Annotated in this window: 13 protein-coding genes; 5 read left to right on the top strand and 8 right to left on the bottom strand. The window is 42.7% G+C overall.

The window, feature by feature from the left end:
• Nucleotides 1-36 precede the first annotated feature (36 nt).
• On the top strand, nucleotides 37-1,272 hold the full coding sequence (locus tag NSTC731_RS14055) for a DUF445 domain-containing protein (RefSeq protein ID WP_445631345.1): 1,236 nt from the start codon (nucleotides 37-39) through the stop codon (nucleotides 1,270-1,272).
• A gap of 108 nt (nucleotides 1,273-1,380) precedes the next feature.
• Here NSTC731_RS14055 and NSTC731_RS14060 read toward each other — a convergent pair whose 3' ends face one another.
• The 7 genes from NSTC731_RS14060 to topA all read right to left on the bottom strand — a co-directional run bounded on the left by NSTC731_RS14060 (nucleotide 1,381) and on the right by topA (nucleotide 10,420).
• Nucleotides 1,381-1,956, bottom strand: a complete 576-nt coding sequence (locus NSTC731_RS14060) for a Uma2 family endonuclease (protein WP_445631346.1) — start codon at nucleotides 1,954-1,956, stop codon at nucleotides 1,381-1,383.
• A gap of 110 nt (nucleotides 1,957-2,066) precedes the next feature.
• Nucleotides 2,067-2,495, bottom strand: coding sequence for a cytochrome P450 (locus NSTC731_RS14065; RefSeq protein WP_445631347.1), 429 nt, complete (start codon nucleotides 2,493-2,495; stop codon nucleotides 2,067-2,069).
• 266 nt (nucleotides 2,496-2,761) lie between these two features.
• The gene (locus NSTC731_RS14070; protein ID WP_445631348.1) at nucleotides 2,762-5,458 is read right to left on the bottom strand and encodes an HD family phosphohydrolase; all 2,697 of its coding nucleotides are present in this window, start codon (nucleotides 5,456-5,458) and stop codon (nucleotides 2,762-2,764) included.
• A gap of 229 nt (nucleotides 5,459-5,687) precedes the next feature.
• Nucleotides 5,688-6,629 (bottom strand): ADP-ribosylglycohydrolase family protein, encoded by a 942-nt coding sequence (locus NSTC731_RS14075; protein WP_445631349.1) that lies wholly within the window; start codon nucleotides 6,627-6,629, stop codon nucleotides 5,688-5,690.
• A gap of 127 nt (nucleotides 6,630-6,756) precedes the next feature.
• On the bottom strand, nucleotides 6,757-7,206 hold the full coding sequence (aroQ, locus tag NSTC731_RS14080) for a type II 3-dehydroquinate dehydratase (RefSeq protein ID WP_445632091.1): 450 nt from the start codon (nucleotides 7,204-7,206) through the stop codon (nucleotides 6,757-6,759).
• A 19-nt stretch (nucleotides 7,207-7,225) separates the two neighbouring features.
• Nucleotides 7,226-7,366 carry a hypothetical protein gene (locus NSTC731_RS14085; protein ID WP_445631350.1) on the bottom strand — a complete coding sequence of 47 codons (141 nt, stop codon included), beginning with the start codon at nucleotides 7,364-7,366 and terminating at the stop codon, nucleotides 7,226-7,228.
• 402 nt (nucleotides 7,367-7,768) lie between these two features.
• Nucleotides 7,769-10,420, bottom strand: a complete 2,652-nt coding sequence (topA, locus tag NSTC731_RS14090; protein ID WP_445631351.1) for a type I DNA topoisomerase — start codon at nucleotides 10,418-10,420, stop codon at nucleotides 7,769-7,771.
• A 451-nt stretch (nucleotides 10,421-10,871) separates the two neighbouring features.
• Here topA and NSTC731_RS14095 point away from each other — a divergent pair, with 451 nt between their 5' ends.
• From NSTC731_RS14095 to NSTC731_RS14110, 4 genes are all read left to right on the top strand, one after another.
• The gene (locus NSTC731_RS14095; protein WP_445631352.1) at nucleotides 10,872-11,165 is read left to right on the top strand and encodes a hypothetical protein; all 294 of its coding nucleotides are present in this window, start codon (nucleotides 10,872-10,874) and stop codon (nucleotides 11,163-11,165) included.
• Nucleotides 11,152-12,249: a DUF6745 domain-containing protein gene (locus NSTC731_RS14100; protein WP_445631353.1), complete on the top strand. Its 1,098-nt coding sequence runs from the start codon at nucleotides 11,152-11,154 to the stop codon at nucleotides 12,247-12,249. Before NSTC731_RS14095 ends, NSTC731_RS14100 begins: the two co-directional genes overlap by 14 nt.
• Before the next feature lie 61 nt (nucleotides 12,250-12,310).
• Nucleotides 12,311-12,700 carry a helix-turn-helix domain-containing protein gene (locus tag NSTC731_RS14105; protein ID WP_445628212.1) on the top strand — a complete coding sequence of 130 codons (390 nt, stop codon included), beginning with the start codon at nucleotides 12,311-12,313 and terminating at the stop codon, nucleotides 12,698-12,700.
• A gap of 2 nt (nucleotides 12,701-12,702) precedes the next feature.
• Complete coding sequence (locus NSTC731_RS14110; protein ID WP_445632092.1) at nucleotides 12,703-13,254, top strand: transposase; 552 nt, start codon at nucleotides 12,703-12,705, stop codon at nucleotides 13,252-13,254.
• Nucleotides 13,255-13,388: 134 nt separating this feature from the next.
• On the opposite strand, the gene NSTC731_RS14115 is transcribed toward NSTC731_RS14110, so the two are convergent.
• On the bottom strand, nucleotides 13,389-14,468 hold the full coding sequence (locus tag NSTC731_RS14115) for a hybrid sensor histidine kinase/response regulator (protein WP_445631354.1): 1,080 nt from the start codon (nucleotides 14,466-14,468) through the stop codon (nucleotides 13,389-13,391).
• Nucleotides 14,469-14,474 lie beyond the last annotated feature (6 nt).

A 14,474-nucleotide genomic window follows, 5' to 3' on the forward strand; every position in this document is an offset into this window, starting at 1 on the left:
CGTCTCTCCTAACTCTTAACTTTTTTAATTCTTCCCTTGGACTGGTCTCATCTTTGGCTTTATGTGTCTCCCCCGGTACTGGGTGGAATTATTGGCTATTTCACAAATGATATAGCCATTAAAATGTTGTTCCGTCCTTACCAAGCAATTTATATTGCTGGACGAAGAGTACCCTTCACCCCTGGATTGATTCCCCGCAACCAGGAACGTTTGGCTTTGAACATTTCTAAAACAATCATGGGGTCACTTTTGACACCGCAAGAATTGCAAAATCTGGCGCGGCGTTTGTTGCAAACAGAACGCGTGCAATCAGCGATTCTTTGGTTGTTGCGATTAGCAATTGAACAAATCAAAACAGATAAAAACGAGAAAAGTGCCAAAATTGTAGCGGGAATTTTGCGGGATTTACTAGGGGAATCTTTGCCACGATTGCTTAAGGTTTTAGCGCGGCGTGAAGATTTTTTAGAAGCGCAGATAAATCAAATTTTTGACCAGATATTGCTGGAATTTCAACTGAGTGAAGAACAAGCTACACGGCTTGCTGATTGGTTGTTGCAAGTAGTTTTACCGCCGGATCTTTTACGCCAAACGATAGTTGATTTTTTGACCGATCGCACAATTCAAATTATCGATGAAGGCTTCCGCGAAAAAACCAGTGGAACTTATTGGGTAGTAGCAAATTTGTTTGGCTTACGTAATACTCTTACACGGCTACGAACTTTTTGTTTGGATGAAAAAGAGGTTGCTAATACTCGCTTGCAGGAATTGACTCAAGATTTGCAAATGCGCGATCGCATTCGCAAATTACTGCAAAATTTATCATTACAAAACTTGCCAATGGGTACGGTTCGTCAACTCCGAAAAACCACCCGCGAAAGTGTCCGCCATTACCTGCAAAATAGTGGCAGCGATTTTTTACAAGGATTAACTGATTCTGTTGATTGGGAAAATATTGCTGTAGTCCTGCTGAATCGTGTTAGTACTTCACCAGTTGTCAGTACTTCTTTAGAAGTCATGAGTCAAGAATTGGCTTTAATTTTAGAGAAGTATTTGGAAAAAGATTTAGAAGCAATTGTGGCGCAAGCAATTCCGATTTTGTCAATAGATCAAGTGATAGTCGATCGTGTAAAATCAACTTCACCTGCTGATTTAGAAGCTGCAATTGAGGGAATTGTCAAAAATGAATTGCAAGCAATTGTGACTTTAGGTGGTATTTTGGGTTTGGTTGTGGGGTTATTGCAATCAGTGTTTTTAGTATTAAGTCAATATTAATTTTTCTGTAAATTTGTATTACATTAGAGTTGCAAGTTCTGCCGATTTTGAAATGAGTGAAATTGAGCAATCGCCTTTTGAGAAGAGATGTGAGTAAAAAGCGATCGCCTAACTCAAAATCTGTGCTAAATCCAGCACCAATCCAGGTAATACATCCTCTCCTGATAAGCTAGTAGGCGATCGCAAAATCTCAACTTCCTGTCCTGGACGGTAAATTTCCACCTGTTGGTTTTGCGGATCGATCAGCCATCCTAAACGCACACCGTTGTCAATGTACTCCTGCATTTTTTGTTGCACTGTCTTTAAGCTGTCTGAAGCAGAGCGTAATTCTACCGCAAAATCTGGAGCGAGTGGTAGAAATTTGTCGGGGTCTGGATTCAGGGCTTCTAATCGCTCTCGGCTGACCCAAGATGCATCTGGAGAGCGATTTGCGCCATTGGGGAGTTTAAAACCCGTTGAAGAATCAAAAGTCAAACCTGTGCCATCAGCATCAGCCCAAAACTCTAACCGGGCTGTTAGTTTTGAATTACGATTTCCACTTTCCCATCCAGTTGGTGGCATGATAATTAATTCTCCTTCTGCTGTGCGCTCAAGTCGCAAATCTCGATTATTCTGACACAGTTGGAAGAACTGCTCATCTGTTAGTTCAATGGTGGGGCTGAGGTTCAGAATCAGGGCAGTCATAATTGCCTCTCAAGCTTGCTAACTGTAGCGTAGCACTTGGTTGACATACTAGGTTTACCATCTAATAATTACCATGCTTACTAGACAGCTATTTTCAGTCATGTAGAAATTTAACTCTTTAAGGGATGCTTTATCACCAAAGGCTCAATATATGCTTGTAGAGTATCTTTAACTTTAGAAGGCTGACGAACTGGAGCGATCGCTTTGCCGTGAAATGCTGGATACATTAAGCGACGAGTTAGGCGATGTTCTTCCCCATCTTGTAATAAAATATTGTTGCCAAATGTTGATTCTAAGAAATACCACCCGATCCGCGACGACATATTTTCCGCCTGTTCCACCAGCACCAGCCGATTAGCATCAGGGCCAATTAAATAAGCACGTTTACGCCCCATGAGGCTCGTTTTAAAAACTGAACCATGCTGCTGGAATCTTCGCCATAGATACAGTTCTAAATCCCGAAATATTTCTAAAGTCTCCCCCAAGATGGGCAAGCCATAGCTACCAGGCATTGACTCGGCGGATTTTAGCTGCCGCATATTTGAGTACCTCCAGCAGTAATTAGCTACAGTATCTACTTAATTGTAAAGCGCAGTTAGGTTCCCACCAGAGGAAGCTTTGATGAACGGAATATTTAAAACTAAAAAATGGATGGCTGAACTTGCTAGAAAAGGTGAAAGTTCTACTTCTGCTGCAAAATCTGAGACATATCGACTAAATGGTACAAATTGAAACTACGATCGCACCTCAAAAAAAAACCTCTTAACAACATTATTAGCAGGTGTGCGTAGGCATAGACATCGCATTACGAATTCCGCCCAGTGCTACTAGCCTTTAACTTCGGATAAGCAATGCGTTTGTGATGAAATTGCTCCCAAACATCCACAAATATCTGGGCAATTTGTGACATCTCTTCCCGTTTTAATCCTGAATCTACGAGTTGATTGTCTTGCCACTTGGCACGCAGGATATTATTTAGCATTGCTAAAGCTTGTTCTGTGGAGACATCTTTAACCGATCGCTTTTCTCCCACAGATTTAGCCGATACTTGCAGCGATCGCAGCGCTGCTTCACAAGAATCTGCTAACATGACAATCCCGGTTTCCCGTGACTGGGGAATTGGCCCATCGTAGCGAAAATCTGCGTCGTCTACAGTTAAACTTGGATCTTCCTGAGCCATTTGCTGGGCTTGGTGATGGAAATAAGCAATCAGCATCGTTCCCTGATGCTCTGGAATAAAAGCTTGAATCGCCGTAGGTAAAAGGTGTTTGCGCGCCATTACCAACCCTTCAGTTACGTGCTTTTTGATAATTTCTGCACTTTTCCAAGGATCTTTAATCTCTGTATCGTGTTTATTCGGCCCACCCATTTGATTTTCAATAAAGCCAAGAGGGTCGTGCATTTTACCAATATCGTGATATAATGTACCAGCCCTGACTAGTTCAACATTGCATCCTAATTCTTTGGCAGCAGCTTCAGCAAGAGTAGCCACAAGTAAGGTATGTTGGAAAGTTCCCGGAGTTTCAGTAGCGAGTCGTTTTAATAAAGGGCGATTAGGGTTAGCCAGTTCTGCTAGACGAATTGGGGTAACTAAATCAAAAACTTTTTCTAGATAAGGACTCAAACCCAAGGCGATAACACTCCAGCCTAAGCCGGATAAAGCAAATAATCCCGCTTCTTGGAAGACAATATACCAAGTTGAACCAAATACTTGACCAATTAAGATTTTAACAAACAGGTAAATGCCACCCTGAGTTAAGGCGATCGCAACGCCTAATAATGCCAACTCTTCACGCGATCGCAATCGTTGGGCGATGTAACTACCTAATATTCCTCCCCCAACCCCAGCTAAAAGCGCAGCCTTGCTCATATCCAAACTAATGCCTAATATCGGCCACAGCAGGCCGACAACTGTCAACCCCAAAGTGGGGCCGTAAAAGCTTCCCAACAATAAACCAAGGGCGCTCCAAGTGGTATAGGGCAATCCAATGACGATTACTCCTGGCACACTCAGAGTTAGCAATAACACCAACAGGCGATCGCGTTGTCGCAATTCGTAATCAATATGGCGTTCTACCCAGACAAAAATGCCAATCGCGATCGCGATCGCGCCTCCCAACTTCACCAATTCCTGCCACTTTACCTCCCGACGAATCAAATGATAATGCTCCAGTACCTCAAAGTCCCATGCAGTAATCTGCGCTCCTTTTTTGACAATCACCTCACCCTGCCGTACTTTCACCATCACGGGTGGCACTCCAGCCGCCGCCTTTTGAGCATTTTGTCTGGTTTGTTCTTCATCCTTTTGCAGATTCGGCTTGAGTACAGCTAACAACAGATTCTTTGCCAAAGTTTCAGCGGATTCTGGTACAAAAGTCTGTAATTGTAAACTCACCGCATCTTGCAAGATATTTTTTGGCAGTCCCTGTGGAATGCCTTGGGTGAGAATCCGCTCTATACTTTGATGGATTCCTATTTGGGTTTTTTCCCATTCCACATCTGATAAATCCAAAAGTAGAGATTCTTCATATACTGCTTCGGGGGTAACAGTCTCTAACTTTAAAAGTTTGGTAGTGGCTTGGATGTATCTTTGACGTGTTTGGGAAATTTCGGCAATCACTAAGGACAAGCTTTTCTCTGGAGTTGTGAGACGGTAAGATTCTAGTTCTGCTACAGCTTGAGTAAAATCAGTGTTTTGAGAAAAATCTACTGGCTGTGTCTTTTGTAGACTCTGGGAATCAGATTTGGATGTGATGCGTGGTTGCCGTTTCTGATTGGGTGCAGCTGGGGTGGTTTGTCCGATTCTTTTCTGCTGCTGATTTTTACTATTTTCTACAGCCGATAGCACTGCTTGCCATTCCGACTCAGAACAAGAGCGGAGGTAACGTTGGGTGGAGATGGATAAAACTACAGGATCGAAAAAAGGAAAAGCTCCAGCAACAGCGCGAATTTCGTTGCCATCATCTAGAAGTTGTTGCAAATTTTCGTTGATTTTTTCGTTGATTCGCGCATCAAGCATCAATACCTGTAAGGAGCTTGTGCTGACGGCTTTGCGCTCGGCTTCGGTTTTTTTCTGATCTTCGATGCTAGCTGTGTAAGGCGCTGTAATCGTTTGGGGCGCAGGATGTCCTACTTTGAGTTGAGTCTGATTGTATAATTTATGCCCAATAATACCTGTAAGAGACACTACAGCGATCGCCAGAATCACCGAGTAACGCTGTTTATATGCCCAATCTAAAGCGACTGTACAAATACTACTCTTAATGTTGACAGATTTTGCCTTTGACCTTAGCGCTCTTTCTTGTTTTCGGCGTTCGCTTTTCTCATTGGTTTTTGATAAAAACAGAAATACATTCTTGAGCATAGTCCTTAGAAGTTTCCTTCTATGGGTTTTACCTTTGGGACTTCTCATTAACTTTCCTTTACGGCGTAGTGTTTTGTACTGTCGCCGCCAGTGAGTCAATTGCTGGTTCAAGAACTGCAAAAATTTATGCATTTTCATTATCTCTACCTGCAATTGCCGACTTTGATAGTTCAAAAAAGACAATCATCAGGAAAGTTCGATCTGCGACGGTTGTAACTAGATGGTGCGGCTTTTTTATTGCTGATTTACCACAATAGTTAGCTACAGAATCAGTCCAAGGGTTTACTGAAAAATACTAGTATATGAAATTAATACAACTGTGGCGGAAGTTTGCCTAGCTTTAACCCCTTATCTGGTTAATTTAAGATTAACGCGACCGAATAACGCGAGGAGCTGCGTAAACTGAAAGCAAAGCCATTTCACATCCCTCCTCTGTTAACTCTTTTGGGTTTAAGGTAAGATTATACACTCCTGACCATACCCCTACAAATGCATCGGTCAATTCTAACACTTGAGAAAAGCTAGTTAGTCCCCATACTGGAGAATTCCTCTGCAAGAGCAAGACTTGCCAATTTACGGGAATTCCGCCTATGCCGTTATATGCTCCCGACAAAGCACCAGTAATTGCACCTGTAGCCTGTGAATTTAGAAGCGTAGCATCTTGTTGAGAATTGCGATTGTGAGTAGCCTGTAAAACTGTCAGGCGAAAGTCTTCTAAGGTACTCAAAAAGCAGTAAAATGCCATAGCAATAGTGTTACTAAGTTTTTCTTCCTTAGCAAACTCAGCTTGGGTCGTTGATAATCCGGCTCCTTGCTCTAATAAATTCTGGACTCTTAATAATTTTTTTGGGATTGATGTCGGTGTTTCTCCGATAAAAGAAATTGTTTGTGGGATAAGAGTTAGAGGGTCAAGTTTTTCAGTTAGGGCAAGAGCGATCGCATATCCTACTGCTAGTGTTCCATCCCTGATTACTGGGTCATCCTCCCAGATTTTCAGCACACGCAACAAGTTTTGTCGCAGCTTAATCGGATTTTCGTGGAAAAAGAGGGCTACTGGTAATGTGGCAATAATTATTTTTATCGAGATGTCATCAGTTACTACTAAATGAGGAGATTCTTCTTGCTGACGCTCTATCCAATTATCTAAATCTAATCTACCCAAGGCAATCAAACTCTGGATACCCAGAATCGCCATTTTACCTAAATCTAGGGAACTCTCAAACTGTACTTTACCACCAGAAGCTAAACTTCCTCCCAGGATTGCTCCGAGTAAAGTTCCTTTAAACCGACTTATAGGAGAGTAACGCATGAATTATATAGTTAAAAGTGAGTAGTGAGGAGTGAGGAGTTAATGAGAGATTGCTAATTCCTAACTCTTGTATAGACGCGATTAATCGCGTCTCTACTACTAATTCCCAACTCCTAACTCCTAACTCCTAACTCCTAACTCTTAAATGATTTATCAAAGCTTGTAAGCCCAATAAGTAACTTTGAACCCCAAAACCACTTATTTGCCCGATCGCAACTGGGGCGATATAAGAATGATGGCGAAATTCTTCCCGGCGGTAAATATTACTCAGATGTACTTCCACTGTGGGCAAGTTAACAGCAGCGATCGCATCTCGCAAGGCCACACTTGTGTGGGTGTATGCTCCTGCATTAATCAGAATTCCCTGATGTTGCCCTAACGCGCCATGAATACTATCTACCAAAATTCCTTCATGATTTGACTGCAAAGGAAAAACTTTCGCCTGTAATTTGAATGCTTCTTCTTCTAACAGGCGGTTAATTTCAGCTAGTGTCAGCGAACCATAAATTCCTGGTTCTCGCTGTCCTAGCAAATTTAAGTTTGGCCCATGCAGTGCCAGAATACTTAAGGATTGCAACGTCGATACCACTGTGGGGTTACTGGCGACGCCGAGAGCGATCGTTCACAGGAATCGGAATCAGTTCCGGTTCCGGTTCAGCCTCTGGCCCTAATAGGCTTTCAATTAACCTACGAGCTAATTCCTTAAGCTTTTCCAGCACCTTTTCTATATAGTCCATGAACTGACCGCTCCTGAGATACTACCTCAATTTTTGATTAACAGGTACGCAGAAAAAAACATACTTTCGCACCTCTGGCTTCCAATCGGGCTGATACACAATCCCGCATTTGGGACATAAGCCACTTCTAAAATTTAGCGTTGTGTTTTCCCTTACTTTTTAGAGTATCACACTTGAACCTAATGAACTGTATCCTATCAAGGATGGATATCAAGGGTCAAGAGTTAAAAATCGGACTTTAGATAGACTATTGAGTAGGAATTTTAGATTTTAGATTGTGGATTAAGAGAATTTTGAGATTCATGTCTTGCCCGTTATGGGCGAAATAAATCTCAAAGACACGCCTTTGTCGCTAATGCTACACTAGCGTAAATCTAAAATCCAAAATTGTTTGACTTATCACTAGTTTTCTGTACCCTTTTTCTTGGCAGCGGTTGTTGATGATTTCGCAGTTGACTTAGATTTGGAAGTCGTTGATTTACTCGTTTTGCGAGTCGATTTTCCTGTCGATGTCTTAGCTGCCAACAAGTTCAGCGCCACCGCCAGGGTTACATCTTCTACCGTTTGACCTTCTGGGATACTGACATTAGTTTTGCCATGCTTGATGTAAGGACCATAGGGGCCATCGTAGATGTTAATTGTTTCCCCGTCATCTGGATGCGTACCCAATTCGCGTAAAGCTGCCTTTGACTTGCTGTTGGTGGAACTGCGCCCCTTTTTCGGTTCGGATAGCAGTTCTAATGCACGCTCTAGGTTAATTGTCAATACATTGTCAGCAGCTTTCAGGGAGCGATAGTCTTTCCCCTCCTTACCCTGGTCATGAACCACATAAGGGCCAAAGCGTCCCAAACTTGCTTGGATTTTGCCGCCAGTAACTGGATGAACTCCTAATGTCCGGGGTAGTGCCAATAGACCAACAGCCATTTCCAGGGTAACGGTTTCTGGGGTAACACCTTTGGGTAGGGAGGCTTGTTTCGGTTTGGGGTTTTCGTCGGTTTTGTCACCCAATTGCACATAAGGCCCATAAGCACCAATTTTTACATAAATCGGTTCGCCAGTTTCGGGATGGCGGCCTACCTGGTCAGGGCCTGTGATTTTTTGCCGCAGCAATACTTCTACCTGTTTGGGGTCGAGGTCGGCTGGTGTCAAGTCTTTGGGAATTGAGGCAGTGATCACCCCTTCACCGTTTTCGACTTCAATGTAGGGGCCATATTTCCCAATGCGGACTTTGGCATCTAAATTTTCTAGTTCTACAGTCCTCGCTTTGGTGGCATCAATCTGACTTTCCTGCTCTTTTACCAGTGTTTCCAGTCCTTTGTCTCCCAGATAGAATTGCTGCAAGTAGGGTAGCCATTTCGCTTCACCTGTGGCAATGTCATCCAGGGTTTGCTCCATCTTCGAGGTAAAACTGGGATCGACAACATCCGGGAAATGTTTTTCCAGCAAGTCAGTGACGGCAAAAGCAGTGAAGGTAGGAACAAGAGCGTTACTCACTAAATGGGCATAACCTTTGTCAACGATCGTGCCAATGATGCTGGCGTAGGTACTGGGACGACCGATACCTTCGCTTTCTAAAGTTTTCACTAAAGTTGCTTCGGTGTATCTTGCTGGTGGTTGGGTTTCGTGCCCAACTGCTTCTAGCTCTGTACAATCGGGACGATCGCCCACTTTTAGATTTGGTAAAATTACTTCCTGGTCTTCCAGTGCTGCTTCTGGGTCGTCTGAACCTTCGACGTAGGCACGTAAGTATCCGGGAAATTCAATCCGTTTGCCAGAAGAACGGAATCCAGCATCCTCGACTTGCAATTGCACCGTAATTTGAGTTTGCCGGGAATCAGCCATTTGACAAGCAACAGTCCGCTTCCAAATCAAATCGTAAACGGCAAGTTCCCGACCGCCCAAACCAGTTTCTTGGGGGGTGCGGAAGGTGCTACCCGCTGGACGAATTGCTTCGTGCGCCTCTTGTGCGCCTTTGGATTTGGTGGTGTATTGCCGGGGTTGGGGACTGAGGTATTGTTGACCGTAGAGCTTTTCTACACAACTGCGAGCAGCTGCGATCGCCTGGTCTGACAAATGCACCGAATCTGTCCGCATATAGGTAATATACCCTTGCTCGTACAAATTCTGGGCAACCCGCATCGTGTCACGGGCTGAGAGACGCAGTTTCCGGTTAGATTCTTGTTGCAGTGTCGAGGTGGTGAACGGTGGCGACGGTTTGCGCGTCACTGGGCGTTCTTCGATGTCGTTAACATTCCAGGTTTTCCCAGTTAAGCGTTCCTTGAGAGCTACCGCTTGTTCTTCATTGAGCAACAAGACATTACGACCTGCGATAATTTGTCCGGTTGCGGCATCAAAATCGCTGCCGTTAGCAATTTTGGTTCCTCCCAGTGTTACCAACTGGGCAGCAAAGGGGGTTTTTTCCTTTGACAAACTAGCTTTCAAATCCCAGTACGTACCCTCACGGAAAGCGCGGCGTTGGCGTTCCTTAGTGACTAAAAGTCGCACGGCTACAGATTGCACTCGCCCAGCAGATAATCCCCAGGCGATTTTTTTCCATAGCAAGGGAGAAAGGGTATAGCCCACCAGCCGATCTAAAATTCGCCGGGTTTCTTGAGCGCGAACCAACTGCTCATCAATATTGCGGCAGTCTTTCAGAGCTTTTTTAATTGCCTCTTGGGTAATTTCGTGAAACACCATCCGCTTAGTCGGAACTTTCGGCTTCAGCAATTGGTATAAATGCCAACTAATGCTTTCACCTTCCCGGTCTTCGTCCGTTGCCAGAATCAGTTCATCTACATCCTTGAGGGCATCTTTGAGCTGGGTAACAATTTTCTTTTTGTCTTTCGGGACAACATATACCGGTTCAAAGTCGGCGTCCACATTTACCCCTAGCTGTGCCCATGATTCCCCTTTGACGGCAGCGGGAATTTCACTAGCCGACTGGGGCAGGTCACGCACATGACCCATAGACGCCTCCACCCGATAGCCTGATGGCAGGTAGTTGCGAATGGTACGAGCTTTTGTTGGAGATTCGACGATGACGAGAGTTGACATGGAAATTTCAATAAAAACAAGAGCTACTAAGCTAAACAGTCAAATTGAGGTAACTTTTACAAATTGTCAAGATAAATGGTCACGCTTAGGGCGGTGATTTAATCCTCACATAAACTGCCTGTTTGGGAAAAAATCCGCTGAACTTAATGCCCAGTCTGTCCCAGAGGATAAATGAGGATACGCTGGGTTTGAATTTCCAGCTATTTCAATCTTTAACTTATCTAACGCATAATTGGCGACTATAGTTTTCAAAATATCTTTTAATTGGGCATGGGGCATGGGGCATAGAGTATGGGGAATGAGAGATGAGAAAGGAGGGGAGCAAGGGAAGAATAATTATTGAATTTACCAATGCCCAATGCCCGACTTTAATAGAGCTTGTGCCAAAATTAAATCAAACTTGAGAGCAAAAGCGAAATAGCATTTATACTTATGTCAGGAAAGCAAAACCATGCAACCAATTCGTCAGGGTGATGTTATCTTACTACCTGTGCAGCAGGTTGAAGGACAAAAAATACCTCACTTAACTTTGGCAGAAGGCGAAGTTACGGGTCATAAACATCAGATTACTGAGGGCAATGCGGAATTATACGAAAAAGATAGCACACTCTATTTACGTGTGTTTTCTGATTCGGCATTGCTAGCTCATGAGGAGCATAAAGCTATTTCTATTCCCCAAGGTGACTGGATGGTGAAAATTCAGCGAGAATACGAGCCTGAAGGTTGGCGTTATGTCGCTGATTGAAAAGTTAACGCCTGAGCAAGAGGCTTTGATTCCAGTTTATCGAGAGAAGTGGAGAGCGATCGCACTTTCAACTGAGAGAATCGATCGTGAAAAAGCTGCGGAAGCGATCAAAGCTACTTATGTTTTGATTGGTATGGAAGAACCTAAGATAGTTTTTTATGATAGCCCGAATGCTGCTTTGATAACTACTTTAAGCAAATTATCACAAGAACTTGGTAGCGATTGGGATGGTTCGGATCTGTGGGGGGAATTATGTATTTATGAACTACCGCCTGCAAACGTATGTCACGATCTAGAGGATGAATTATATAAACAAATTGATCGCGAACTTAATTCTCTACTGAGGTTTGAATTAAAAACGAAACTAGAGAATAGTATAAATAATTGTAACCATTGCTGGGAATTATGGAGCGAATTAGATAGAGAACTGGAAAGTCAACTACAACTTGAAGTAGAAAATGCCAAGGATGACTGCATTGAATATGAAATATTAGCTTGCGGTGCAAGTTTCAATGATTTTTGTATTTCGGTTTTGAATTGTGTGTACGATCGAGTTAAATGGAGTTCTTTTGAGTCAGTAGTCAAAGAGTGCGGCTGGATTTTCGCAGGTAAAAACATTTGTCTTGTCTGCGATCGCCCCCTTCACCTGCGCTTCGATAATGAAAATCGTCTCCACGCTGAAGGCGAACCAGCCATTGAATTTACCGATGGATATAGTCTTTACTCCTACCACGGCGTAACCTTGCCTGAAAAATACGGTAAAATCCACCCGCAACAATGGCAATCTCAATGGCTTTTATCAGAGGAAAACGCCGAACTACGGCGAGTATTAATTGAGGGTATCGGTTACGCTAGAATCTGCCAAGAACTACAAGCTATTGAATTAGACAACTGGCAAGAATATACACTATTAAGAATTGATAAAAATGTGGATATCGAGCCGATTTATTTATTAAAGATGACTTGCCCTAGCACAGGGTTTATTCACGCCTTGCGAGTTCCACCAAATATCAACTCAGCGCGGGAAGCAATTAGCTGGGTAAATTGGGGCGTAGATCCAGAAGAATTTGGTGTGCAAACATAATTACTTACAGCACTTTCGAGGTAAATGAGGTACACATAATATTGGTGTATCAAGACTTAAAATGAAAGCATACTCAATCGATTTACGAGAAAAAATAGTAAATACTTACGAAAAGGGTGGTACTTCAATAAGAAAGGTTGCTGTGCAATTTGGTGTAGCAAAAAGCTATGTGCAAAAGCTAATCCAACTTCATAGAGTGCAAGGACATCTAGAACCTAAAAAGCAAGGTGGAGCCATGAAGGGTAGGTTAGATGATTTCGTGAGCGAATTAGCCGAAATGGTTCAAATTTACCCAGACGCAACTTTATTGGAATATTGCGAATATTTTGGAGAAAAATACAACGTTTGGGTGTGTGCAAGTGTGATGTGTTGTGCATTACAAAAACAAAAATTAACGCGAAAAAAAAGTGAAAGTGCAGCCAAGGAAAAACAGAAAGAGTCCAAAAACTGAGAATAGAGTATTGGGAGAAAGTAAAGCAAGTAGACCCAGAAGACCTTGTATTTATAGATGAAATGGGTGTTTTACTTGGCTTAACTAGAACTCATCAAAGAAGCGAGCGCGGTACTAGAACGTATAATTTTAAACCATATTACCGGGGAGCAAAAATAAGTGTAATCGGAGGAATTAGCTTAAAGAAGGTTTTAGCCGTGATGACTTTAAACGGCTCAATGGATGGAGATGCATATAAAGTTTTTGTAGAACATTTTTTACTTCCGCAATTATGGGTTGGTGCAGTCGTTGTAATGGATAATCTACCTGCTCATAAAGTCGAAGAGATTAAGCTTTTGATTGAAGGAGTGGGAGCAAGTGTTCTTTATCTATCTCCTTATTCTCCTGAATTCAATCCAATTGAACATTGGTGGTCACAATTAAAAGCTTTTCTGAAACAATTTTCTCCCAAGAGTGCATCTGTCGTTGATGGTTTAATTAAAATTGCGCTGAAACTAGTTGATCCAAAGCATCTAAAAAATTGGTTTACTAATTGCTGCTACTGTACCTCATGAACCTCAAATTTGCTGTAAAGGACTTGCCCATTTAGAAATTGTTCAAAAAGGTAATGACAATCTATTCATGTTAGATGTCACATTAGCAGAAATGGCATACTATAAATTCTTAAATGCAGTAACTTGGGAGTTAATTATTCATTTTTGAGTAATACAGTGAAGATACTACCATTTGGATAATTATCTTCGATGGTAATCGTACCGGAATGTGCCTCGATCGCCATTTTGCAGAAAGCCAATCCTAAACCAATTTGCGAAACTTCTGGTATCGAAGTTCCAATTTCATACTTCTCGAAAATGATTTGTCGTAACTCCAGACTTACTCCCGAACCAGAATCAGCGACTTGCACTTTTACACCGCCTGCTGCTAAATACTCTCCCCGTAGAGTGACTTGAGACTTGTACGGGGAGAACTTAATGGCATTGGAGAGCAAATTATCCAGCACTCGACGAAAGATAACTGCATCTACTGCAACAATACCACCAGATTCGGGTAGTTCGCGTATCAGAGTCAGGTTCTTTTGATTAGCGATCGCCTCAATATCTGCCAATGCTGACATACACAGCGTACAAAGGTCTACTTCTGTATAATTGAGAACCATTTTCCCAGATTCCAGCTTTGCCACTATCAGCAAACTATCGATCAACAATTGTAGTTGTTGTCCAGCAACTAAAATTTGATCGACTTTTCTTTGATGCTGTTCAAATGACAAACCTGACAACCGTAGAATTTCTGCGCCTAAAACAATACTGGTAAGTGGATTTCGCAGATCGTGCACAATCATATTTACCATATCTTCTCGCAGTTTTAGCAATACTTGCATGTTGTCGTATTGCTGTTTAATCCGCAACATGGAATGAACTCTAGCTCGTAATTCCACACCATTGACGGGTTTACTAATAAAGTCATCTGCACCCGTCGCCAGACATCGAGCCAAATCTTCTTTATCGGTTAATGCTGTCACCATAATAATCGGCACTGCTTGCCATTGTGGATTGGCTTTGATGCGTCGGCAAACTTCCATCCCATCGAGATCGGGCATCATCACATCTAATAAAATCAGATCGGGCTGAAAACTGTCGAGGCGGTTTAGAGCTTGTTGACCACTAGGAGCGTAGTATAGCTGGTAGTTTTCACCATCCAGCAAGGTTTCAATTACATCAAAATTATCGGGTTCATCATCAATTACTAAAATAGAGAGTTGACTATCCATCGAGAA

It is taken from the genome of Nostoc sp. DSM 114167, assembly GCF_052692655.1.